Source organism: Streptomyces sp. NPDC044064, from assembly GCF_056434245.1.
Map to the genome: position 1 here is coordinate 1 of NZ_JBWKFN010000022.1, position 24,550 is coordinate 24,550.

Sequence of the window (24,550 nt, forward strand, 5' to 3'; positions counted from 1 at the left end):
GGCCGCTGAGACACCAGTACGAACCGGCCACAGCCACACACCAAACTGATCACCCCACGCCAGAACACCCACCCTTAGACCAAAAACACCACTCCTGGACACCGCACTCGTCGAACTGGGAGTCGAATGGGTACAACCGGGCCAGTGACCATCACCTTGCCGCGTGTCCCCAACGTCGGCAGGGGCCGCACGACGACGATGATCGTGTGCCGGCATCACTGGTGCCGGGCTTCCGGGAACTCTGCACCCCCCTGGCGATCGGATACCTCTACGGCCTGGCCCTCTGTCTGCTCTTCGGAGACAAGATCCCGGCCAAGGCCGGGGCCGGGCAGCACCTCAGGCCGCTCTACGACGTGGCGCAGTGGCTGGGAAAGCCGGGAGCACTGGCTGCTGGCGCCTTCCTCGCCTGCCTCATGGGATGTGTGCTGGGAATCTCTGCCCAGACCCTCAACTTCGGGGTGCGGGTCATCACATCGAAGCCGCTCGTGGACAGGTTCCTAAACGTCCTCGCCATGGACTATCCGCGGCTCTACCGCTGGCTTTTCCAATGGCTAAGCGCTCTCTCAGGCTCACTGAATGAGTTCACGGCCAAGAGAATCCATCGGTACAGCGAGGAAAGGATCGCCCGCGCGCTGCGGCGGCCGCCAACAGACAAAGAGATGGGTGACCACTGCGGGCTCACCGTCCGGGGTCCGTCAACTCCAGCCCCTTGTGGCAGAGTTGGGCAACAGGAGCGGCAGCGACCCTCGCCGCCGCCCACTCCGGCCAGCCGGGGGCCGTCGGCAGGTCCGGGGAGCGCCGGGTTGGGGGCACGCCCGGCTTCGCCTTGCGGGCCCAGCGTTCCAGCGCACGCACGGCGGCCCGCGCCAGCTCCGGCGGCACCGGTGCCGCCTCCGCCGCCAGCTTGGTGATCATCACCGCCGCCTGATTGCGACGCCGCGTGGACCAGGCGCCGAGCTCGTCGGCTATCAGGCGGGGAGCGGTCGTCAGCAGATGGGCCGCCCGGAAGAGGGCGTAGGACTCCCTGTCGCGCTTCATGCAGTCCTCGGCGACCTGCCGTACCGTCCTGCTGTCCACGGGCGTTGCACTCGCCCACCGGCATGCGGCGAAGTAGTCGACGAGCAGCTCATGGCTGAAGGGCTGGTTGTCGGGCGCATCGGGGGCCAGCAGTCCCGCCTGGCGCAGGTGCGTACGCACGTCCTCGACCCGTGAATCGTCCTCGGGCTGCCCCGCCTGCCGCGACGGGATCTGACGGATCAGCTCGTCCAGGCTCGGCCGCAGTCCCGACTGTGGCTCGCGCAGCTCGCCCGCATGGGCCTCGAGAATCCGGCGGAGGTCCTCGCTGGGGAGGGGGGCAGTGCCCTGCTGTGCTTCCGCCCCGGCCAGCAGGATCCCTGTCAGCCGTTCAAAGAGCTGGAAACGGCCGCCCTGCAGTCCATGCGCGCCACTTGTCACAAACACCGCACACAGGACCACGCAGAACATCGGCCGCATCGCCAGTTCCGAGAGGCCAAGGCGTTCGAGCTCGTCGAGGAACGCGTCGACCTCGGCGACGGCATCGACGCCGAACGCGGCGAGTGATTTCTCGGCCAGCTCACGACGCACCTGACCACTGAGCCGGCACAGCCGCAGATTCTCCAGGCTCGCCTTCCCGATGTCCTTGATCCGGAACGGGTCGCGGCTCGTCACCACCAGCGTGAACTGCGCGGAGTTGGCAAATAGGGCCAGCGCCCGCTGCACCTGCGTGCGGCGCATCCTGTTGGCCACCTCGTCCACACCGTCGATCAGCACCAGCCACTTCCTGGCCGGGTACGGTGGCTTCCCGAAGACCTCCGGCGCAGGCAGCACCTGGTCGAACTCCACCTCGCCTGCGCACCGGCTGGCAGCCGAGCTCAGGTCCCAGCTGACGGCGTACGAGAGCCAGCGAAAGGGATTCCAGGGATCGTTGCCGATGGCCTCGGCCAGGAGCGATGCCGGGGCGTACACCGGTACGTAGTCCCCGACCGCGCCGTCGAGCCACTCCTGCGCCCAGTCGCGGGCGACCGTGCGCAGCAGAGTCGACTTTCCGGTGCCCGCCTCGCCCACAATGTGTGCGCCCGGCAGCAAGGCCCTCGCATCCACCGGCCGGCAGCCAGCGCCGCCGTCCTCCGCGTCGTGGCCCGGCTTGGCGCGGACGGGAACGCGCAGGCCGGACGCCGGCAGTGGGCCGCCGGAACCTCGTCCGTCGCTGAGCATCGTGTGCAAGGCGTCCACGGGGCCGAGTTGTGCGGTGGCCTCGCGCAGCAGGGTCAGATATCCGGTCCGCGTCGGCCCGGCCTGGCGCCAGTTGCCCTCCTGCAACTGCTCGTCGGACAGCAGCGCGAGCCAGTCGTCGAGCGGGCCGTAGCCCGTCCGCTGCTCCCGGCCGATCAGCGCAAAGGTGTCCCACACGACATTCGCAGGCACCAGACGCGCCTCATAGTCCGCCGTGGGGGCCGTCTTGCGCTGTTTGGCGCGTACGACTCCGATGACACAGCCGGAGTCCTCGTCGATCACCGGCGAGCCGCTGGCCCCGGCCCACAGCTCCGAGCCGCCCACCTTGAGAAGCTCGGCCCCGCTCTTGTGCCAGGAGGAGCCGACTATTTCCAGGGTGAAGCTGTCGCCGCCGGAGTAGTCATGGCGGGGGTGCCCGTACACGTACAGCTTCTGGCCGTCGCGCGGGCGGTCGGAGCCTCGGGACAGTGCCACGCACGGCTGGTCGCGCAGTGGCCCGCCAGTCACCCGCAGCAGCGCCAGATCGGGTCCGCGCCCGTCGTCGAACGGTCTGACGTCGATGTCGTCCACGCAGAAGGCGAGCGGGACCTCCTCCGTGCCCCGGCGCCAGATGCCTTCCACGTTCTGCGCGGCACGGTTGCCGGGCAGTACGACATGGGCGCAGGTCAGGACGAGGCCGGGGCCGACGAAGAAGCCGGTGCCGTGCTCCTTCGCACCCGCCCGGGAGCTGTGCAGGGACACGGTCGTGCCGTTGAGTGTCGACTTGAGGCGCTCCCACGCCTGTGCCGGGTCCATCGCGCCGCCCGGCGAGCTCAGTTGTCGCCGCCGGAGCCGTCCGGCAGTTGCACCTGCTGTGCCGTCCAGTCCCACTCCATCGTGACCGTCAGGTTCGCGTCCACGGAACCCTTGGTGATCAGAGCGACCAGACCGCTGGTCTCGACACCGACCTGACAGCCGAACTGAACGGTGAGGCGATGGGGTCTGGCCCGGCGCAGCGCGCTCGTGACGCTCTGTGCGAAGGTTCCGAGCGCCTCGGTGACCTCGTCGAGGTCGAAGGTGAGGAGGCCGATCTCCTCGTCGACCGGCTCGTCCTCCTGGCCTTCGGGTTCCGCCGACGCCTGCCGGGGCGCGACATTGACCGCCTGCAGCATCAGCCGCGTCCCGTCCGGGAGTTCGACTGCTGTCAGGACTTCCTCACCGGCCATCAGGTCCCCCCTACCCGCACTCCGTTCCTGTGCGGCAGAGTAGCGGTCACCAGGGGGCCGAGGGGGGACAGTGAGCGAAGCGTGGGGCGGGATCCGTCGGCGGGGCGCCTTCGAGCCCATGACCCTCGAGCTGATCGTCCCCGGTACCCAGCCGGCCTCTCCGGAGCAGTTGCTCGGGGAACCCCGGACGATCCAGATCGGCGGCGACCGCAGGACCCGGCTGCACCGGCGTGCCGACGACGTCGACGCCGAGCAGCATCCCGACGACTACCGGGGCCGCCCCATCTCGGAGACGTACACCTGGGGTTCGGGGCCGGGGGACGCTCCGGCACGCGGGCTGTGGCTTCTCCTGCTGCCTCTTTTGCTGGTCAATCTGGCTGCCTGGATGGGGCCCCCGGCCGACGGCACCCAGGGCCACCGGTCGCGCGCCGCCCGGAATTACGCGGTGCTGATGCGGCTGCTCGCGGCGGCCCTCACCGTGCACATGGTCGTTGCCATCGCGGAGATCGCCATGGATCTGGCGGTGTGGCAGTGCGCGGCGACCGGCGGGGCCTGTGCGGAGGAGAACACCTGGCTGCTGTTCATCAGCCCGGCGAACGGCAGTTGGTGGGGGAGGCCGGGGCCTTCGCTCGCGCTGGGCGCGATCGTTCCGCTGTCCGTCATCGCGCTGCTGACCCGGCTGAGCCAGCGCACCTGGGCGCGGACCGAGGCGCTGCGGCCCGCGGTCTCCGCCTCCGGGGCCTTCGACGGAGATGACGCAGATGCCTTTGGCCCGGCACTCTCCCGGCCGGGGTTCTGGTACGGCCGCAGGCAGGTCTCGCGGCTGCGCTCCGCGCACACCACTCTGGCACTCTCCACCGTGTCCCTGTTGCTGCTGACCGCGTTCCTCGGCTCCCGCCGGGAGCATGACGGCGCCCTGGTTGCGGGCTTCGAGTGGGCTCTGGGCGCTCTGGTGCTGCTGACTGCCGCCGCCGCGGTCTCGGAGGTCGTCAGAGCGGGCCGCAGCGAGCGCAGGGTCGACGAGAGGCGGAGCCGGATCGCGGCGTACTCCCCGCTTGTCTCGATGGGACTGCTCGTCCTCATCCTGGCCGACGCCTTCCTGGCGCGGCCGGGGTGGCGGGCCTCCGGCCGGCTCCCTGGTGTCGAGGAGTTGTTCGTCGGGCTTCTCGTGGTCGAAATGGCCCTGGTTGTGGGGCTCTTCGCCTGCTGTGCGCCTCGCAGTGCGAGGGTTGTGCACCTCCGGATGGTGCTGCGGGGATTCGGTGGGCCGGTCGTGGCCCTGATCACCTGCTGGCTGGCCACCGTCTGGTCGGCGGGTGCGGCCGCCATGGCCGCGGACGTCCTGGACGGAGGCCGCACCCCGGGTACGGGCTCCGTCGCGGGGCCGCCGCCGCTCGTCCGTATCGGGGCCTGGGGCGCGGTGCTGGTGGTGTACCTGGCTGTCGTGTTCGCCGTGGTGGTCAGCGTCAGACATGCACGCAGGGTCCGGCATCTGCGGTTCGTGGTCGAGCAGGAGTATGTGGGCGAAGCTCCGGATCAGCTGCGCAGCGACGAGATCGCCCGGGCCCACAGCTCGGCGGCCCTGACCGAGATCGTTCCGGTGCTGCTGGCGACAGCCGGAGTCGTGGCGTCCTTGCACCTCGCGGTGATGGCGGCCGGCGTATCGGACGCCTTCGCCCGCAGCGCGGTCGGCGAAGCCGTCGATGTGCTCACCGGGCTGGGAACCTGGTTCGGCCCGATCATCGAAATCCTCCTGGTCCTGGCCGGGTGGACGGCGTACGCATGGCCCGCTGCCCGTCGCTCGGTCGGGCTGCTGTGGGACCTCAGCACATTCTGGCCGCGCGCCGCTCATCCGTTCGGTCCGCCCTGTCTCGCGGAGCGGGCCGTGCCCGATCTGCAGTGGCGCATGCTGACCTGGATGCACAGCACCGGCGGGCGCGTGCTGCTGTCCGGTCACGGGCAGGGCTCGGTCCTCGCGGCAGCCGCCGTGTTCCAGCTGGAGCCGAAGTACCGCCATCGCATCACGCTCTTCTCCTACGGGTCCCCTCTGGCGCGGATCTACGGACGCTACTTCCCCGCCTATTTCGGACCGGCCCAACTGCACTGGATGGAACGGGAGGTGGGCGCCTGGAGAAATCTGTGGCGGCGTACCGACCCCATCGGCGGTCCGATCGCGCTGAATTCTGAATTCGCGGTAGTGGACAGCAGTCCCTTGCGCGACCCGATCGCCTTCGGCCGCACTCCCGAGCACCCGCTGTACGCGCCCATCCTCCGCCACGAGGACTACCAGGCGGACCCGGTGTTCGACGCGGACCGCGGCATGCTGCTCGCCAGGCTCGCTCCGCACGTGCCGCCCACGAGAACGGCTGACCCGCAACTGCCGTGACAGGAGGCTGCGAAAGAAATGATGGTCGGCGTGAGAATGACATGGCCCTTCGCCCCTCATGCCAGCAACGAGTGAGCACCACCAGTCAGCGGCAACGACCAGGTCACCGCGCCTGCGCCACTGATGCTCAGACGACGTCGATGTTGGGGTTGGCGTCGAAGCCGAAGGCCCCCAAGGACTTCTCGCGGGGCAAGCCGACTGCCTTGATCCGCCGTTCCGAACGGCGACGGGCCTGCTTTGAGTCCGCGGCGCCACTCGGCGCTCTTGGGGGCCAGGACCCGAAGTGCGAGAGCAGGTCCAGGGTCGGCAGGACCACCAGGACCCGACCGCGGGGAGCGATGCGGACCGTGGTGCGGGCGGCGATCAATGATTTGCCAGTGCCACAGGCGATCACGCTCGCGCGTGACTGCCGGCCGAGGATGCGGGTGGCCGCGGTGACGGCGTCCTTTGGGTGGAGCCGTGGCTCGATGTCGGAGGCCATGGAGGTGTACCGCTCCGTGGGGGTGGGCTGGGTGCTCCAGGAGGGCGGGAGCCCCGCCCTCTCGGAGTGCAGGTTATTCGGCTGCTTCGGTCAGGTGGGCGAGGGTGGAGCCGGTGGGGCCTTTTCGGACGTGGAGGCGTTGGGTGATGCGGCGGCGCAGTTCGGGGACGTGGCTGATGACGCCGACGGTGCGGTCGTGGGCGCGCAGGGAGTCCAGGACGTCGAGGACGTTGTGGAGGGTGTCGTCGTCGAGGGTGCCGAAGCCTTCGTCGATGAAGAGGGTGTCCAGCGGGTTGCCGCCGGCTTCGTGGGTGACGACGTCGGCCAGGCCGAGGGCGAGGGACAGGGAGGCGAAGAAGGATTCGCCGCCGGAGAGGGTGTCGGTCTTGCGGGGGCGGCCGGTCCAGGAGTCGGTGATTTCCAGGCCGAGGCCGGAGCGGGCGCCGTGGGCGGCTTGGTGGTCGGAGTGGCGGAGGGTGTAGCGGCCTTCGGACATCAGGCTCAGGCGGGTGTTGGCAGCGGTGACGACCTGTTCGAGGCGGGCGGCCAGGACGTAGGCCTCCAGTTGCATGCGGACCCGGGTGCCGGAGGCGTTGCCGGTGGCCAGGTCGGCGAGGTGGCGGGCGGTGCTGTGGGCCTGTTCGAGTGCCTCCAGGCGCTCGGCGACTCCGGCCAAAGTGGTGGTGAGGCCAGCGAGTTGGGTGGTGCGGGCCCGGGCGGTACTGGCGGTGGTGACCGCTTGCGCGTGCTGGTCGTCTGCTGCGGCGCGCAGGGCTGCCGCAGCTTCGACGTCGGCGGCCGGCTGTGCGGCTGCTTCCTGCAGGACGGGGTCGTCGAGGACGGCTTGGTGGGAGGCACGGGCCTCGCGCCATTGGTTGATCTCTTCCTCGAGGTCGCTCAGGTCCTGCTCGCCGAGCACGGCCTGTTCGGCGGCAGCGAGCGTGTCGAAGCCCTGGGATGTGGCGGCGTCGGCGGCTTCGCTGGTGCGGGAGTGCAGGGCCTGGGTGGCGGTGGTGGCGGTGCGGGATGCCTCGGCTGCCTGCTCGAGGTGGTCAGCGGTGCGGGTGAGGTCGTCGATGCGGGCCGCCAGGGTGGGGGCGGTGCCGCGGGCGGCGTCGAGTTTCCCGGTGAGCTCTGCGTGCCGCTGGGACAGGGTGTCGTAGCCGGCGTTGCGGGCGGACAGGCCGGCGGTGGCGACACTGTCCTGCTCGGTCATGGCGGTGTGTTCGCGGTCCAGGGCGAGGAGTTCCTCCTCGACGGTCCTGCGATCGGCGGCACGCTGGAGGGCGTCGGCCAACTGGGCGGCGAGTGACTCGTGTTCGGTCTTGAGGCCGGCCAGCGGGGTGTCGCCGGCTTCGCCGGTGGCGCCGGCGGCGTTCTCGCGAAGCTGCTGCAGCTCGGCCGTGATCGCGTCGCGCTGGTGCTGAGCGCGCTGGTGGGTCTCCTCGGCGGCTTGTTCGTCCTCGCGGGTGGGTTGCCCGTCGGGAGCCTGGGCGGGAGCCGGGTGGGAGCACGAGCCGCAAACCGGGCACGGCGCGCCGTCGGTGAGGGCGGCGGCGAGTTCGGCGGCCATGCCCTCGGTGCGTCGGCGGCGGATGCCGATGTGGGCCTCGGCGGCCTGTTCGGTTTCTTTCCGTGCGGCGGCCAGGCGCTGCTCGGCGGTGGTGATCTGTGCAAGGTGGGCATCGCGGCGTTCGGCGGCCGCCACGCGGCCGTTCAGGGTTTCCAGCCGGGTCTGGTGGCGACGGCTTTCTTCCTCGGCCTCGCGGGCGGCCTCCCGGCGGGTCTCCAGGGCGGCGTGCCGGGTGGTCTCCTGCTCGAGCCAGTCGCGGGCGGTGCGTTGCTGGACGGTGAAGTCCTGCCGTTCGGCGTCGATCCGCTTCAGTTCGGCGGTGAGTTGGCGCAGGGTGGCTTCCTCGGGAAGCAGGGTGTTCAGCACGGCGATGTCGTCGCGCATGCGTTGCCCGGCCGTGGCGAGGTCGGTGGCCTGAAGCGTGGCGTGCTCGGGGAGCAGCCGGGTGCGGGCGGTGCTTTCGGTGTCCTGGGCGTGGGTGTGGGTGGCCCGGGCGGTGCTGGCGGCGTGCAGGAGCGGTGCCAGTTGCTGGGCGCGCCGGGCTTGTTCCCGGCGTCGGCCAAGGGCTTGTTGGTGGGGGCTCTGCTCGTCGAGCCGGTCCAGCTGTTCGCGGGCGGTGGTGTGGGTGGTCTGCCGCCGGTGGAGTTCGCGGGTGGCGGCTTCCAGGTCCTGGTGGGTGCGCTGGTTCTGCTTTGCCGTCTCGGCGTCGGCCTGGGCTGTGAGGGCGTCGGCCTGGCCGGCCTGGATGAGGTCCTTGGCCCAGGTCAGGGCGGGGCCGGTCAGGGCGTGCGCGGCGTCGGGGGTGGGGGCGTCGTACTGGGATTTCAGGTCCGGGCCGGCGGCCTGGTGGATGCGGGCCGCCAGGTGCAGCACCTCGTCGCGAGCGGCGTCGCGGTTCTTCTGGGTGGTGCGGCTGTGGTCGTTCAGCCAGCGTTCGATGAAGGCGTACCGGTCGGTGTGGAAGAGCTTGCCGAGGAGTTCGCGGCGCTGGGGCGCGGCGGCGTAGAGGAACTTGGTGAACTCGTTCTGGGGCAGGAGGACCACCTGGCAGAACTGGGTACGGCTCATGCCGAGCAGGTCTTTGATCTCCTTGCCGGCTTCTTGGTGGGATTTGCTGGAGGGTTCCCAGTGGCTCTGCCCCGGGGAATCGGAGGTCCACCGGCTGAGCCGGGTCTCGGCCTTCTGGACGGTGTCGCCCGTGCCGTTCTTCTTGGGGCGCGTCTGCTGGGGGACGCGGTCGATGAGCAGCCGGTGGCCGGCGATGGTGACGTCCAGGGTGACCTGGGTGAGCAGGTCGGCCGGGGCATGGTGGCTGCGCAGCATCAGGTCGCGGTCTACCGGGGGTTCGCCGTACAGGGCGAAGCAGATGGCGGTGAACAGGGTGCTCTTGCCGGCGCCGGTGTCGCCGTGCAGGAGGAACAGGCCGTCGGCGCAGAGAGTGTCGAAGTCGACGGTGTGGGTGCCGGCGAAGGGGCCGAATGCCTGCAGGGTGAGGTGGTGCAGGCGCATCAGACGGTTTCCTTGTGCAGTTCGTTCACGCGGGCGGCGTCGACGGCCTTCTGGAGCAGGGCGTGTTCGTCGGGGGTAGGGGCGGTGCCGCGCATGTCGGTGATGAAGTCGCCGGCGATGTCGAGTTCGCTGCGGCCGCGGAGGCGTTCGGTGTAGGTGGGGGTGTCGGTGGCCTGGGCGGGGATGAAGACACGCTGGTGCTTGAGGCTGAGTGTGTGGGGGAAGCGACGGCGCAGCCGGGCCATGGCCTCGAAGGGCAGGGCCGCATCGGTGAGCGTGACCTCGAGCCAGGCGTCCTTCAGCGCTTCGTGGGCGGGGTGGGTGAGGAGGTCTTCGAGGAGGCCTTCGATGCGTCCCAGGCGGTGGGGGGTTGGGCAGGGCAGATGCCTCAGGGCGGGGGCCGTGCCGGAGGAGGTGAGGTCGGCCAGGGTGAAGGACTTGGTGTGGGCGGCCTCGGAGAAGGAGTAGGCCAGCGGGGAGCCGCTGTAGTGGACTCGGTCGGTGACCTTCTGGGGGCCGTGGAGGTGGCCGAGGGCGGCGTAGTCGATGCCGTCGAAGACATCCGCGCCGACGTGGGCGACACCGCCGACGCTGAGGTCGCGTTCGCTGTCGGACTCCTGCGCCTGCTCTTCCCCGCTCTGGCCGGTGCCGGGGGTGACGAAGGCGTGGGCGATGACCACCGAGCGGGTTCCGGCCGGCTGGTGGCGTGTGAGGTCAGCGTGGATCCTGTCCAGGGCTGCGGTCAGCACCGCGTGGTGGGAGGTGGCCTCCGCCTCCAGCTGGGTGCGGACCATCGACGGCTCGAGGTAGGGGATGCCGTACACGGCGACCGGGCCCTGGGCGTCGTTGAGGAGGACCGGGACGTCGCAGGTGGCCGGATCGGTGCGCAGATGGATCCCGGCGCGGGCGAAGAGGCCGGATCCGACACCGAGACGGTGGGCCGAGTCGTGGTTTCCGCTGATCATGATGATCGGCACGTCGAGGTCGGCGAGCTGGTGCAGGGCGCGGTTGAACAGGCGCACAGCGTCCAGACTGGGGATGGCCCGGTCGTAGATGTCGCCGGCCACGAGGATGGCGTCGACGTTCTCGGTGCGAGCTGTGTCGACCAGGTGGTCGAGGAAGGCACGCTGGGCGGGCAAAAGATCTTCTCCGTGGAACCGGCGGCCCAGGTGCCAGTCCGAGGTGTGCAAGAACCGCATGAGCACAGACCGTAACCACTGTGGGGACAGCTGCGGGCGGTTTTACTGATAAAGGGTGCCTCGGGTGGGAGTGCGGCGGCAGGTGGTGAATGGTTCCTGTGGCCGTGGCTGCGTGCGGGGCGGCGCCACCGGGTGATTGTCAGTGGCAGGGGGCAGGATGTGCGGTGGGGGAAGGAGGATGTGATGTCGTTATCGCGTTCTGCCAGCAGTGGATCCATGGCGGCGCCGAGCGGTTGCCGCTGGTGCGGGATCGAGGCACGGGGTCACGGTCGACAGCATGTGGCGGGGGTGGGATGGCATGCGTGGACGGCTCCGACGCTGCAACAGCGCAAAGAGCGCATGCTGCAGCGCCGCGCCGGGCGAACTGTCAGGAAGCCAGGGCCTGGATGTCCCTGAAGACGTCCCTCAGCTGTGACGGGACGTCCTCGGCCCTGGTGAGGGTGGTCACCAGCGAGTAGAGCATGTCGTCCTTGCCGTCGGGGCTCGTCCGCTCGGCACCCTCTTTGATCATGGTCAGAACGCTGCCGCTGAACTTGCCGCCGCGGTGCGCGGTGAAGTCTTCGGCGGTCCACGGCCTGTCTTCGGGACGCGGCCAGTGAGTGTTGGCGGCCGCGGCCCACTGGGGGTCGGTGAAGAGTTCCTCGAGTTCGTTGAGGCCGTCCGCCTCGCCTACGTAGGTGACCTGGGTGGCGAGGTCGAGTCCGCTCCGGATGAGCCGTTCGGTCTTGAAGTGCTTGTTGGTGCGGCTGTCGGCGTCGACCATCAGCATGACCGTGCGGCGGTTCTTGACGAGGTAGCCGGCCAGGTGGAGGGCTCCTTCGTTGTTGCCGCAGGCCCACAGGGCGATGCCGGCCGCCTGGAGGGAGAGGCCCTGGGAGAGGCGGAACAGGAGCGGCAGGCACTGCTGTTCTGTGGGTCCTTCGACGGCGAGGAAGCAGCGTTCGTGCAGCAGGACGGAGTTGCGCAGCCCCACGGCGGCGGCGATCTGCCCGAGGTGGAAGTCGACGCCGTCGTGGGATGTGTCCGTCAGGCGCTCGACGACGGTGCGGCCCCTGTCACTGAGGCGGAGGTGGACGACATCGGCGATGTCGACACCGTCGATGAGGTTCATGGAGTGGGTGGCGACCACCACGCTGACGTGGGGCAGGGCGCACTGCTTGCGGATGATGTCCATCACGGTGCGCTGGTGCCGGTAGTCGAGGTGGGTGTCGGGCTCGTCGTAGACGACGATGGTCTGTGTCGGCTCCTGCTCGTCCGCTTCCCCTTCGGCGGCGAGCTCGCTGTGCTCGAGCAGGTCACTGGTCCACTCCCACACGGCGAGTGCGATCCGGCGGTTGCTTCCCTGGCCTGAGCGTGTGAGGTCGACTGGTTCACCGTCGGCTTTGGAGACCTCCAGCGGAGCGCGTTTGAAGCCCCCCTTGAAGGACACCTCCGGCTTGACCTGTACGCCGACGAACTCGCGGCAGTGCCGGCGGATGTGCTGGCACAGGGAGTCGGCTTCCTTCTCCAGACGCTGGGTGATCTCTGCCTCGATCTCCCGTACGCGTCCCTGCAGGGCCTCGTCGTCCAGGTACGTCTCGTAGCAGCTGTTCAAGGCGGTGCGTACCGCGTCGTCCGGGCTCTCGTCCTTGCCGCCGAACTGCAGCAGCCGGGGCAGCCGCTCCTGGAGCTCCTTCGGAAGTGCCTGCCACTGCTCCACTTTCGGCGCTGTGACCGCGTAGGCGGTGACGGCCTGCAGGAGGTCATCCTTCAGAGGGCCGGCAGGGGTCAGGGAGAACTCGGCCACCAGCTCCGCGAGTTGGCCCTTCAGCAGCCTGCCCGCGTCGTGCAGTCGGCTGTCGGCCGGGCGGAAACCGTGGTACTCCCATCGGGCCGTCTGGCCCTCTTCAGCGATACGGCGGATCCGTACGGCCTGTGGCAGGTCGGCGACTTCCTGCTCGTAGGCGTCAAGCGTGAAGACGCCCTCCGCCCATGTCTGGGAGCAGCGGCCTGCCGGGGCGTCTGCCGCCTGCTGGTAGGTGCGGTCCTCATCCGTCAGACGATGGCGCCCCAGGAGGAAGGCCAGTGCTGTCAGTACGGCACTCTTTCCGCCGTCGTTACGGCCGGCCAGGATCGTCGGGCTGCTGACGGGGATGTCCTCCACGTGCGCCAGGGAACGGAAGCCGCGCGCGGAGAAACGAGTGAGGTACACGGTCGAGCTGCTCCGAATCTCCCTCTCCGGGGAGGGCGTGACGTGGGAGTGATACCGGTACGGGTGGGACAGACGAGCACCCGGAACGGACCGTAATCCTAGAGGCACGGCCGGCAACGGCCGGACGGTTCACGCCAATTGCCACCCCTGTGCACCCTCGCGCCCCACTGTGCCCTCCGGCTGCTTGGGGGCACCAGCCGGGCGGAGGGTCCGGAGCAGGTCATCGGAGTGCCGGCAGAGTCCCCATGGGGCGAGCGGTCCGGCCGCCGTCAGCTGATCCGGCAGGCCTGGGGGGCCGGGCGCGAGGCCACAGACCTGCGCCTGCCGGTCGGGGTCACGCCGGCCCTTGCCGGACGTGCCGGCCCGCATGCAGAGCCCGGTCTGCAGCCCGGCGCCGGCCCCGCCGTGCCGGCGCCTGGCCGAGCAGGGTCGGGGATGTCAGGCGAGCGGCGCACCGAGGGGATTGAAGGTTGCCGGCAGGCCGCCGACAGGCGACCGGCGATCGCGCCTTCCGGGAACTGCACCAGCCGGTCACCCACCCGGCTCGCTTCGCGCATCGGAGCACGGATCTGCGCCCCGCTCGCGCGCAGGTTCCGTGGATCGGTCAGGCTTTCGGGAACGGCGTTCTGGGCCACTGCCGGCCTGCGGGACCTGGATCTGTGCGGCCCCGCCGACCAGTCGACCACCGTCTGTCCGGGGCCGTCAGGCCGGCGCGGTGGCATCGAGGGGTACCCCTGGGTGTGCTGCGGCCATCCGTTCAGGATGGGACTCTCCCCCGGCTGCTGCCGACCCGGCGCCGAGGAGTTGCAGGGGCTCGGACATTGCACCACCTCTCAGTGGTATCGGTGCGGACCGTCCTGGCATCCGCCGAACGGCGGCACGTCGACGTCTTTGGCCGAGTCCGGCGGGGCGAGCAGGGGTGCGTGCCGGGGTGAGGACTCGGTATGACGTCCGATGCGCGGTCGCTGCACGGCCCCTCCCCGGGTTCGACTCGCGCCGGTGGCCGTCCGGGAGTTCGGGCAGTACGCGTTCGCCCAAGCCGCCGGCTCTCGGGCTCGCCCGCCCGCGCGGGTGTCACCGGGTAAGGCTCGGCTGCGAACCCGGTTGCGCGAACGGCCGATTGGATCACCCTGCGTGGTGATCCCGCTATCCGATGCCATAGCATGCCAACTTCGCCTGCGAACATGTGCAGAAGACCCTGACATTGCCGAACGGCCGAGGGCTGATGCCGATACCCTCGCGTCAGTCCCTCCCCTGATCAAAGCGACGCGCCCAGGAGAATGCCCGGTGGCAGCAGCTGACGCCTACGCAAGACTGGCCGGAACCCTGGAGCGCATCCGACATGCCTGCGGACGCTCCGATTTGTTCAACGTGCTCGACACCAGGGACCTTTCGTTCGAGACAGGGATCCCCGAGTCCGTCGTACGGAGCCTGCTCGCAGGGGGCAGGGCCGATGCGGTCTCGGTGCCGGACCGCGTCCGGCAGCGGCTCGACTTCCTGCGCGAGAGCCGGCGGCGCGGCGACGGAAAGAAGTACACCCTTGAGGAGACGGCCGCTGCTGCAGGCGTCACCCGTCAGACGATGAGCGAGTGGCGCAGGAAGGGCATGCCGAGCCTGGAGTCCGCCGACCGGCTGCGCCGCTTCTTCTGCCTGCCGCCCGGGTTCTTCTTCGCGGATGAGCCGGAGGCGCTCGACGAAGCGCTCCAACGGCATCTGCAGGAGTTCGAATCGCGATCCGACCCGCTCGCGCAGCTTCGCACGCCCGAGATCCTCCGGCTGGCCGCGCGTGGGCTCCTCTCGCCCACGGGGGTGCAGGCGATGGCTCAGTGGGCGGAGGCCGTCACCCGGCCCGACACCCCCGGTGCCGGCAGCGACGGCCAGGACCAAGAGCGGCATGTGCCGTGAACCTTGAGTCCGCCGGGGCACTGGGCCCTGCTCAGCCGCCTCGGTCGTGTGTCCCGCTTCGGGGCCTGGCCAAGGTCCGCGGCTGCATACCCCCGTCGACCCGCGAGGACGGACGATGACTCCTCTTCTGGCCAGGCTTCGCCGGTGGCAGAGGCTACGCAAGCGCGACCGGGAGATGCATCAGTTCGCCGAGACGCTCATCGGTCCCGTTCGAGAGAGGCTGAGCGGTACCGGCGCGGGCGACGCCGGGTCAGCCGGGGAGCCACGGTTAGATCCTGAAGCCCTGTTCGAGGCCTTGGTCGAGTCTGCCAGACAGTGGCGCGGCGATCGCAGGCTCGAAGTGCACAGAGTGCACATCCCCCGCGAGTTCAAAGCCACGGGGATGTGGCTGGAGCGTGCGGAGAGGGACGACGTCATCGTTGAGCAGGGCACCGAGATCTGGCATCAAGCGCAGATCCTCGGCCACGAGTTGTGGCACATACGGCAACAGGACGGCTTCACGCCCGAGCAGTTGGCGGCCGGAGCCTGTGGTGCCGTGGGTTCAGGGCATCTGCACGGCGCGCAGCCCGCCGCTGCGCGCTCTCGTTTCGACGAGGACCCCGAGAAGGAAGCCGAGCTGTTCGGGATTCGGGTCGGGCAGGAGATGCGGGCGCTGATGGAGCGGGACCTGATCAGTGGCGAGACGGCCCGCCGCATCGCTGATGCTCTCAACTACCGGGGGAGCCGGAAATGAGCGGGACGATCAACTACGTGAGCTGCGCTCTGCTGTGGATCGGGCTCCTGGCGAAGCTGCCGGACCTGATCCGGCACTGGAGCGAGCTCTCCCTCCGCGCCATCAACGCAGTGTTGGCGTTTGCGTCGCTGTGCTTCCTGTTCGGGGCGCCCAGTTCGGTCGGGGTGATCAACCGGGTGAGCGGCGTGTCCAACCTGGCCGCCCCGCTGACCTACGCTTCGATCACTGCGTACAGTGCAGCGCTGTTGATTCTGATCGCATGCTGGCGCGGCGGCCCCTCCGTGCGCCGGACGATTCGGATGTGGATCTACGGTTACGCAGCTGTTCTTGCCGGAATCGCAGTCCTGTTCGCCGCGGGGGACGCTGCGCAGGAGCGACGCACCGACTTTGACACCTACTATGCGACGACGCCCTGGATCTTCGAAATGGTGGTTCTGTACCTGGTCGCGCATTTGACGGCTGTGACGGTCAGTGCGGTCTGGTCGCTGCGCTGGGCCTTCGAAGCGGAGGTTCGAAGGCGGCTGTGGCTGCGGTCCAGTTTGCTGACGATCGGCGCCGGCACGGTCATCAGCGCCGGGTACAGCATCTCCAAGCTGGTGGCTGTGGTCGCGCGGTGGTCCGGTCGGGACTGGACGGTTCTCGGAACGTCCGTCCCGCCCCTGTGCGCCGGCCTGGGCGCGCTCCTGACCGTCGTCGGGGTCCTGCTCCCGATGGCGGGTCACCACCTTTCGGCGTGGCGTGCCTTCTTCCGTCTGGCGTCCCTTGATGCCGTGCTGGATCCGGTGCTCACGGATCGGGCACTGCGTCTCGAGCGGCCACGCTCCCCGTTCCTGTGGGGCACCTGGCGGCAGAGCACCATCCTCAACGGCCTCCACGCGATCGAGACGCTCTTCGACAAGCGGCTCTTCGACGAAGTTCACGACACGGAGCTGGAGAGGACGGGCGACTGGGAGAGGTCCACTTCTGCTGCGTGGGCCGCCACCATCGCGGCGGCCGCGAAGCGAAGCACCCAGCCCGTCCTCGAACCGGCCGAGGCGTCACATCGGCTTTCGCACCCGCGAGACTTCGAGTCCTTGGTCCTGATCGCGGATGCCGTGAAGCGATCCGGGCGCGAGGCACGCGCGGTCGTGGGCGGCCCTGCCAGGGCCGGGTCGGTCTGACCCCGCACGGACGCGACTGCACCAATCCCCCACTGTCCGAGGACCTGAACGGAGTCCCGCAAAATGAGTCTTGTCGTGTATATGGCGGCTTTCCTCTTGGCCCTGGCTGCCATGCTGCTTCGCCGGTCACGCACGACTCCCCGCTCACCGCTGGCCGTCGCCACCCGGGCCACCGCGTTCATCGCGGCCCTCTGTTTCGTCTGGTCCGCTCCGGTGACGCTCGCCGCGGTCAACCACGCCACGGGTATCGCCAACGTGGGCGCCCCGCTGACCTACGGCTCGATTTCTGCCTTCAGCTGCTCCTTGATCATCCTGCTGATCCACTGGAGAGGCGGACCGCGAGAGCAGATGCGCAGCATGGTCCGGATGACCGTAGCCGTCTACGGGACGCTCATCATCGCCATCATCACGCTGTTCAGCCTCGCGGATGCGCATACGGAGCGGCTCAGGGACCTGGACACCTACTATGCCAATACCCCGTACATGAGAGAGATGATCATTCTCTACCTCACGGGTCATCTGGCGAGCACCATCGTCCTCAGCGGTGTCTGCCTGAAATGGGCCCGCGACGAGGTCACGGGCCTTCTCCGCGCGGGCCTCCGGCTGATTCTGGCAGGCCTGCTGATCGACACCCTCGGATTCACCCTCACCAAGGTCACCGCAGTGGTGGCGCGCTGGCTCGGCTACAACCTGGACGCCCTGTCGACCACCGTCGCACCTCCTGCCGCTGCCCTGGGCGCCCTGATCTACTCCGCCGGGTTCGTCCTTCCGCGTCTCGCATCCGCCGCCGCCGCGGAGAGGCAGAGCCTGGCAACCCACCGCGCGCTCAAGCCCCTGTGGTCGGCGGTGAAGGACGTGGCAACGGCGCCGAAGGCGGAGCCGGCCTGGTGGCAGCTCTGGTGGCAACTGCCGAGCAGCCGGCTCTATCTGCTCGAGGCAAACATCCGTGATGCCCTGCTGCAGCTGACGGCGCACTTCGACCAGCAGGTCGGTCACACAACGTACGCGGCCGCCGTGGAGCGCGGCGAGCTGCAGGAAAGAGCGCGCACCGCCTCGGAGCAGGCGATGATCATGGATGGCATACGCCGCGTATCGGGCAGGGCCGACGGCCCCGCCGATCCGCCGGAGGAATTCCGCATCACCATCGATCTCGTCGAGCTGGCGAACGCTGTACGCCGCCTTCACGGGGCAGCACCAAAGCAGGTGAGCACCCCGTGAAGTCGTCTCATGACCGCTACAAGGAGAGCCAGTTGTCGCACAGAGCTGTCGTGATCGGAGCAGGCGTAGCCGGGCTTCTGGCCGCAGCGGCGTTGTCCCTCGCCGACCCCTCGCTGCACGTCCATCTGCTCGAGAAGGACGAACTCGCACAAGGCCCCGAGAACCGCCGCGGAGTCCCCCAGGGCCGGCATGCCCACCTGCTCATGGCCGGCGGCCTGTCCGCCATGGAGGCCCTGCTTCCGGTGAGCGTGCGGGAGCGCCTGCTGCAGGCAGGGGCACACGAGATCGCGCTGGGCAACGGAATGCTGGCCCTCACCCCCGACAGCGGGTGGTTCCACCGATGGAGGTGGAACGGCCCCCACGTGATCACCTGCACGCGTGCTCTGCTGGACTGGGTCCTGCGCCAGGCCCTGCTCGACTCGCGAAGCAACATCTCAATCCATCAGGCCACGGTGGAAGGGCTCCTCGGCGACGCCCGGCGCGTCCGCGGAGTCCGCATCAGCGGGGCGGCAGAGAAGAGTCCGGGTCCCGAGCTGGAAGCGGACATCGTCATCGACGCCAGCGGCCGGGGCTCGGGCAGCCTGAAGTGGCTTGACGACATAGGCATCAGCGGCATCGAAGAGAGGAAGATCGACACCGGCCTCACCAACGCGACCCGGATCTACCGCACACCAGCGGGTGCCGAGTCGTTCCCGCTGACCCTGGTGCAGGCGAACCCCTACAACGGCCAGCCCGGCCGGAGCGCCATGATGCTCCCGATCGAAGGCAACCGGTGGATGGTCAGCGCGGGCGGATCCCGAGGCGGTGAACCTCCCAGGGACCCCAAGGGTTTTCTCGAGTACACCCTCAACCTGCCGCACCCGATCGTCGGACACCTCATCCTTGGCGCGGAACCCCTCACCGATGTGGTGGTCAGCCGCGGCCGCAGCACCAGCAACGCTCGCCGGTACTTCGAGAACTCGACGCAGTGGCCCGAGCGGTTCATCACGCTCGGCGACGCGCTGGCAACCTTCAACCCCGCCTACGGGCAGGGCATGTCGGTGGCAGCACTCGGCGCCCAGGTCCTGGCCCGGGAACTGCAGAAGAGCAGCCTCACCAGCCCAGGCCTGTCCCGACGCGTTCTTCGGGGCACGGCACGCCACGTCGACACGGCCTGGGCTGCGGCTGTCGGAACGGACATCCTGTACCCGGGTGTGCTCGGTGCGGAGCCGCGGCTCACCGACCGGATGGCTGCCAGGTACACGCGCCGGCTGACCAAGGCCGCAACGGGATCCTTCGATGCAGCGGCAGCTCTGTGGGACGTCACCAGCCTCAAGGCTCCTGCGACACGAGTACTGCGGCCCAAGGCCCTCCTGGCGGCCCTCAACGGGCCTCTCCTCCCACCGACGGCCGAGCCTCCCATGACGCCTTCGGAGCGGGAGGTACTCAACCGGCTCCGAAAGGCCTCCGCCGGGTCAAGCACTTCCGAGGCCCGCCGGTAGTCGTCTCCCGCCCCGACACACCCCTGCCCCTGCCCTTGCCCCTGCCCGTGCCCGTGCCGGGGCAGCATGGTCGGGTCAGGGGCGGGTGCACGGGCTGCCCGCCTCCGGCCTCACCGGTCATCCCGGGCTGCACACGGCGACGACGGCTGGGTTCCTCACCGCAGCGACCGCACGAGCGGCGCGCCCCCGGCGTCATGCCCACGCCGGATGCCCGACGCAGCATCTCACCGGCGCTCGTACGGGGGGAGGAGGGGAGGGAAGGGGAGGGGAGGGGCAGACCGCCCGCAACCCCACCGGGCCGGGCCCGGACCGACCCGACGCCGTCTTCCTCCACAACCCCGAACACAGCCACGACGCAACCGGGACGGCCTGGTCGACGAGCTGCGCGCAGCATGCGCGGTCCTCGAAGAGAACGCGTGCACCGGGAGGATGTCCGCCTCTGGCGTGGCCACGTGGAGCGGCTTCACCGAGGCCGCGTTCACCGTGCCGCCGCTGAACCGTCCGGCCCGCGAGGCGGCCACAAGCAGCGAGCACCACCCGCGCGTCCTCCAGCTGCCCGTCAGCCGGGGAGCCGGCGTGGAGCACGCCGTCGGCCACCGCTCGCCGCTGCGGTCGTCAGCGGGTGCGCCAGGTGCGGACTTCGAGGTGGAGGATCTGGGCGTCGGGACGAATACGTCCGGTTTCCACGAGCCACTGGTGCACGGCGGCGGTGACGTCCCCGGCGGCGGCATCAACGCGGCGGGCGAAGTCGGCGGCGTCGAAGCCGCCGGTCCGGGCGGAGCCGTAGGAGCGTTCTTCGGTGTGGTCGGCACGTTGGATGACGTCGCGGCGGATGCCGGGTGAGTCGGTGCGGCTGCCGGAGGGGTGCAGGTAGCCGGTCCTGGCGAGGCGCACGGTGAACGCCAGACGCAGTCCCAGGCGGGCTGCTTCGGCGATCAAAGGACGCAGGCGGGCGGAGCCGGAAGCGATGGCTTGGTGGCCGACACGGCCGGTGCCCGAACCGGTGGGGGTGATCAGAACGGCTTTGCCGCGTACGCGGGCGCGAGCACCGGAGGCGGTGGTGCGGCGGGTGATGTGGCGGCCGGCGACGGCGGCGAGTTCGGGCACGTCGGTGATGCCGCCTGCCTCGACGGCGGTGAGGACCTCGCGCAGCGCGGGGACGAAGGCCGCGCCTTTCTTCTTGGTGTAGAACTGCGAGACCAGGGAGGGGTCCCGGTCGATGATGTGGGCGATGTCGCGTTTGGTGCAGCCGGCGGCCCGGAGCCGATCGGCGAGGCGGGCCGCCTCGTTCAACGTCGGCCGGCTTGCGGCCCTGCTTCGGCGGCGGGGTGGCATCAGGCCTCCTGGCTCGTGGTGAGAGCGGCCCGTCCGGCGTCCCGCCGGGTGAGGAGTTCCTCCTCGCTCGTGGGGGCGGGCAGGGGGCCGGGCAGGTGGCCGCGCAGGAGGTAGTCACCGGGCTGGTGGTGGTAGGGCCAGTTCTGGGGCTGGGTGAGGTAGAGGGCGTCGGTGCGGAACGCGATCACCGTGCCGGGCGGCGTGTGCAGGGCACCGACGCAGGTGTCGTCGTCGCGGTGGCGTTGGGTGAGCAGGGCGGCGCGTGCGCCGGACCAGATGGCTGCAGCCCATTCCGCCAGATCCTGTTGAGGCCTGGCCCTGAGCAGGCCCGGCCCGGCAAGCGGCACCCGTGCCAGCCTGCCGAACGGCGAGTCTGCGTGCGCGAGGATCGAGCGCGGCCAGATCGGCTGTGGACGTGAGGACTCAAGCAGACGTAGTCATCGCCATGGTCGCGCAGGGACTGCCGCGATCCCATCCGGCCCTCCACCTCGGCCATCAGGTCCCCTTCCTCGTTCATCACATGCGACAGGATGCGCTCAGCCCCACCAGCGGTGAACCGTAGGACCGCGGTATTCCGTCGCCGCCCGGGGCAGCTGACCCTGCACTCTTATCCCCTGCTGGTCGCGCTCACCGATACGCACCCATGCATCGGCCTCTCACCGTCCTGACCGCCGTGTTCGCGATGCAGATGGCGACGCAACGCAGCAGTGCGGTGATGCGCCGGCAAGATGCGTGAGGAGCGGTACCCATCGCAGCGCAGCAGGTGCTGAACGCTGCCGTACCGGGCCAGGAATTCCTTGCCCTGCCCCGCCATGGTGTTGCAGCTGACGCACAGAGGGCCACGGACAAGGCCGTGCTCGTGACAGTGATCCCAGGCGGCAGCGGGCCGGGGCGGATCGCACACCGCGCACAGGAAGTCTTCAGCCTCCGGCCCCCTTTCCCGAACGCGGGCATAGGCAACACCCGTCAACCCCTGACGGTAGGCGCGCAAACCAGCGGCCGCGCAAACGGAGCACAGCACCTTCCAACCGCCCGTAGTCGGCGTGCGCCAGGAAGAGTCCTTCGTATGGGCGCCGCAGCCACTGCAGGCCTGGACGGCAGCACGCAGCCTCGGCTCGTTCTCCTCCCATCGGTCGAGGACGACCGCGAGAGTGCGGGGAATCAGCCAGGTCTCATCACTCCACCCCAGCGTGGGAACGGGCAGGGTACACGCGATGGAGTAGCGGCTGTAGCGCTGGAGCAGACCATCCGGAGTGAGGCCGCAGGGCAAAGCCCAACCGGTGGCACCGCCCCGGCAGAAGGGCGGCCGCAGGGGCAACCGTGCTCCTTACGCTCGGCATCGGCTGCAAAGCGGATCACGCGCAGGATCTCTGCGCGCCAACCGACGGCGCCCGGATCCGTATCCATCTGGATCAGGCCGTCCGGCCGCGGGTCGATGAGGTCGTCAAAATCCCAGGGCAGAATAGCGGCCGCGCGTCCCGCACTGCGGACCTCCGGTTCGTTGAACTGCCACCGGTTGCGGTGCTTGTAGACCCGCACCCCGGCATCGCCGAAGTGGACGTAGTCGTGCTCGGTGAACGCTTGCGCGTGATGTGTTCCGGCGCCATCGGGATGGGACAGTCGCTCATCTCGTCGGTCAAACAGCGCACGGCCGGCTTCCGGCTGATCATTCGTCATCCTCAACACTCTGGGAGCCCCCGTCTTGCACCGGTCTCCCCGTCATCTCGTCGATGTGCACAGCGGCGGCCGAGCGAGCCCATGAGTGGCGAGCGGGCGGATGACGCCGCAATTGACAGACCAAGACCGTGGTAGAGGCTCGGCACCGACAGGGCAGGTGCCGCAGCGCATGGGCCTGATGCACCCTGACACGGCCGGCGTGCCGAACACGTCTCGAACCTAAAACGAGCTCCTGCAGAGCGCGATCCTTTCGGTCATCCGCTCCCATATGCTGCTCAGGACGCAACGCGCGTAAATCGCGGCCGCCGGCCATCCGTCCTTGCTGCCGACCGCTGCCGGCAGGCCAGCCGCGTATCGGCATTCGCAGCGCCGTTTACGCAGGTTGGAGCACTCTCTCATCTGGCCGCGTGCACGCCCGGGACAGCCTCCACGAACAAGAGACGGGGCACTGCAGAGACAGGGACCGACAACACGCCCACAACCGGCGCGGCAACAATGACGCAAGGACTCGGCCCCCCCCCCGGTTACCAGGCCAGACACTCCACACACCACCGGACGGGTGCGCCAGGACGCACCCATCAACCTCACCTCATCCCTCATGTGGTACGAGCTGCCCAAGTTTCCATGCCCGTGCCGCAACCACGGCAGGATGCACAAGGGCAGCCACGTGGCAGAGGTGACCGCAGCGGCTGGATCGAGCAACCCACCCGCGCTGTCCGGGATCCATGAGCGGGGAACGGCGGCGAACACCCATGGGGTGCCGGAGGGCGGCACACAGACCGCTCCGCCCTCCGGTCACCACCGGACGATCTACGCCCTGGGCCAATCCGGCCCCTCCACTGACGGAGTAGCCCGCGATCACCTCGCCCGCGCGCTGCGCCGGTCCCGTGCGCCCCAGCACGCCTTGTGCCAGTGCCGCCGATCCTCCACATCGAGGAGCGTGGGCCGTACCACCACATGCGGGACGCCGGCGGGGATCCCCTGGTCGCAACCGGGACAGCGGTACAGCTTCTTCCCCTCGGCGCCTGCCACTTGCCGCACGGTCCATTCCTCGCCCTGCCAGACCACCGACGACTCCTCGCCGGCCGGCTCGGCGCCCGGCTCGGCGGCCCGCCTGCCGCGGAGCCGACTCATCATCTTCTGCGAGACCCAGTACCACGGGTACAGCGACGTATAGGCCAGCCACGCCAGCGATACGCCGCCCACGACCGCCCCGAGGGTCTCCGGCCACCCCCAGTGGGCCAGCCAATTCTCCATCTGCGCCGCCAGATCACCGCCCGCGGCAGGCTCGATGGGCAGTGTGCCGGTCCGCACCCATGCCGCCGTGAAGGCGGCAAGCACCACTCCCACAAGAGCTCCGAGAGTCACTCGCAGTGTTTTGACGGCGCGGGAGACGTGGGTGGCGACGGTCCCCGGCGCCGCACCCATCACGTCGGCCGTCTCCGTCTGGGTCAGTCCCAGCGCCTTGTTGCACCACACCGACCTGCGCTGTTGGGGCGGCAGCGCAGTGAGCGCTGCGTCGAGGTCCAGGCGCAGGTCGGCCGCGGCGCAAGCGTCGACGGCGCCGGCGGCTGTCTCCAGCTGCACGTCCGCGTCCAATGACGCGTACCCCTGGCCGCCGCGGTAGCGCCGCGCCGCATGCCCGACCTCGTTCTTGATGGCCTTGAAGACGTAGGGGCGCAGCCACTCGATCGGCTCGGGGCAGGCCAACACGCTCGTGAGGGCGTTGTGCACGACGTCCTCGGGATCCGCCCACGACGGCGGAACCCCAAAGTTACGCAGCCAGGCGCGGGCGCGGGCCACCATCTGCCCGCGCCGCTCGGCGACCAGGGCCGCGAGCGCCTGGGCACGCTGGGCCCTTTGCTGTTCATCCACGCCGCCCCCGCCTCGCCGCGCGGCGCCCGCCCGCCCCCTCACCCGCATCCCGCCGGGCACGCACCAACTCGGCCCTGCCCGCCGCCCGGATACGGAAGGCGATGCTCTGCAGCACGCTGCTCAAACCCGGCGCACACACGACCACCAGGAACACGACGACGGCGCCAACGCCCGTACCCTCCACGCAAAACCCCTCCAGTCTGCGGCCTCGAGCGCCTCACCGTGAAGCAGCGGCCCTACCCACACTGACAGTCGACCGACCCCCGAATTCTTGACACCACAGCCAAGATTCCTTTCAACAACACTCAGAAACCACGAGACAGACGCGGATCCTGCCCTTCGCCAGTACACGTCCAGCACGGCGAAGGA

At 69.5% G+C, this 24,550-nt stretch carries 16 protein-coding genes and 2 pseudogenes; 6 read left to right on the top strand and 12 right to left on the bottom strand.

The window, feature by feature from the left end:
* Positions 1–678: 678 nt before the first annotated feature.
* Positions 679–3,048 (bottom strand): trypsin-like peptidase domain-containing protein, encoded by a 2,370-nt coding sequence (locus AC07DS_RS30700; protein ID WP_479150527.1) that lies wholly within the window; start codon positions 3,046–3,048, stop codon positions 679–681.
* Between the two features lie 17 nt (positions 3,049–3,065).
* A complete protein-coding gene (locus AC07DS_RS30705) occupies positions 3,066–3,458 on the bottom strand; it encodes a CU044_2847 family protein (RefSeq protein WP_479150529.1) in 393 nt (130 codons plus the stop codon).
* A gap of 70 nt (positions 3,459–3,528) precedes the next feature.
* Between AC07DS_RS30705 and AC07DS_RS30710 the strand changes: the two genes are divergently transcribed.
* Entirely contained in the window at positions 3,529–5,844 is a 2,316-nt protein-coding gene (locus tag AC07DS_RS30710; RefSeq protein WP_479150531.1) for a hypothetical protein, read from the top strand.
* Between the two features lie 136 nt (positions 5,845–5,980).
* Here AC07DS_RS30710 and AC07DS_RS30715 read toward each other — a convergent pair.
* From AC07DS_RS30715 to AC07DS_RS30730, 4 genes and pseudogenes are all read right to left on the bottom strand, one after another.
* A pseudogene (locus AC07DS_RS30715) lies at positions 5,981–6,079 on the bottom strand (IS21-like element helper ATPase IstB); the annotation flags it as partial.
* A gap of 319 nt (positions 6,080–6,398) precedes the next feature.
* Positions 6,399–9,407: an AAA family ATPase gene (locus AC07DS_RS30720; RefSeq protein ID WP_479150532.1), complete on the bottom strand. Its 3,009-nt coding sequence runs from the start codon at positions 9,405–9,407 to the stop codon at positions 6,399–6,401.
* Positions 9,407–10,606 (bottom strand): exonuclease SbcCD subunit D, encoded by a 1,200-nt coding sequence (locus AC07DS_RS30725; protein WP_479150533.1) that lies wholly within the window; start codon positions 10,604–10,606, stop codon positions 9,407–9,409. The genes AC07DS_RS30720 and AC07DS_RS30725 overlap by 1 nt, the downstream gene beginning before the upstream one ends.
* 367 nt (positions 10,607–10,973) lie before the next feature.
* Positions 10,974–12,797, bottom strand: a complete 1,824-nt coding sequence (locus AC07DS_RS30730; RefSeq protein WP_479150535.1) for an ATP-dependent nuclease — start codon at positions 12,795–12,797, stop codon at positions 10,974–10,976.
* Between the two features lie 1,287 nt (positions 12,798–14,084).
* Here AC07DS_RS30730 and AC07DS_RS30735 point away from each other — a divergent pair.
* The 5 genes from AC07DS_RS30735 to AC07DS_RS30755 all read left to right on the top strand — a co-directional run bounded on the left by AC07DS_RS30735 (position 14,085) and on the right by AC07DS_RS30755 (position 19,294).
* Positions 14,085–14,702, top strand: coding sequence for a helix-turn-helix transcriptional regulator (locus tag AC07DS_RS30735; protein ID WP_479150536.1), 618 nt, complete (start codon positions 14,085–14,087; stop codon positions 14,700–14,702).
* 115 nt (positions 14,703–14,817) lie between these two features.
* Complete coding sequence (locus AC07DS_RS30740; RefSeq protein WP_479150537.1) at positions 14,818–15,435, top strand: hypothetical protein; 618 nt, start codon at positions 14,818–14,820, stop codon at positions 15,433–15,435.
* Positions 15,432–16,595, top strand: coding sequence for an MAB_1171c family putative transporter (locus AC07DS_RS30745; protein ID WP_479150538.1), 1,164 nt, complete (start codon positions 15,432–15,434; stop codon positions 16,593–16,595). Before AC07DS_RS30740 ends, AC07DS_RS30745 begins: the two co-directional genes overlap by 4 nt.
* A 63-nt stretch (positions 16,596–16,658) precedes the next feature.
* A complete protein-coding gene (locus AC07DS_RS30750; RefSeq protein WP_479150540.1) occupies positions 16,659–17,813 on the top strand; it encodes a DUF6545 domain-containing protein in 1,155 nt (384 codons plus the stop codon).
* A 32-nt stretch (positions 17,814–17,845) separates the two neighbouring features.
* Positions 17,846–19,294, top strand: coding sequence for an NAD(P)/FAD-dependent oxidoreductase (locus AC07DS_RS30755; RefSeq protein WP_479150541.1), 1,449 nt, complete (start codon positions 17,846–17,848; stop codon positions 19,292–19,294).
* 615 nt (positions 19,295–19,909) lie between these two features.
* Here the strand turns inward: AC07DS_RS30755 and AC07DS_RS30760 are convergent.
* From AC07DS_RS30760 to AC07DS_RS30785, 6 genes and pseudogenes are all read right to left on the bottom strand, one after another.
* A complete protein-coding gene (locus AC07DS_RS30760; RefSeq protein WP_479150542.1) occupies positions 19,910–20,629 on the bottom strand; it encodes a helix-turn-helix domain containing protein in 720 nt (239 codons plus the stop codon).
* Complete coding sequence (locus AC07DS_RS30765) at positions 20,629–20,976, bottom strand: hypothetical protein (protein ID WP_479150543.1); 348 nt, start codon at positions 20,974–20,976, stop codon at positions 20,629–20,631. Before AC07DS_RS30765 ends, AC07DS_RS30760 begins: the two co-directional genes overlap by 1 nt.
* A gap of 260 nt (positions 20,977–21,236) precedes the next feature.
* The gene (locus tag AC07DS_RS30770; protein ID WP_479150545.1) at positions 21,237–21,650 is read right to left on the bottom strand and encodes an endonuclease domain-containing protein; all 414 of its coding nucleotides are present in this window, start codon (positions 21,648–21,650) and stop codon (positions 21,237–21,239) included.
* A gap of 140 nt (positions 21,651–21,790) precedes the next feature.
* Complete coding sequence (locus tag AC07DS_RS30775) at positions 21,791–22,306, bottom strand: hypothetical protein (RefSeq protein ID WP_479150547.1); 516 nt, start codon at positions 22,304–22,306, stop codon at positions 21,791–21,793.
* An 858-nt stretch (positions 22,307–23,164) separates the two neighbouring features.
* Entirely contained in the window at positions 23,165–23,443 is a 279-nt protein-coding gene (locus AC07DS_RS30780) for an ATP/GTP-binding protein (RefSeq protein ID WP_479150743.1), read from the bottom strand.
* A 246-nt stretch (positions 23,444–23,689) separates the two neighbouring features.
* Positions 23,690–24,229, bottom strand: a pseudogene (locus AC07DS_RS30785) (RNA polymerase sigma factor); the annotation flags it as partial.
* Positions 24,230–24,550: the final 321 nt, after the last annotated feature.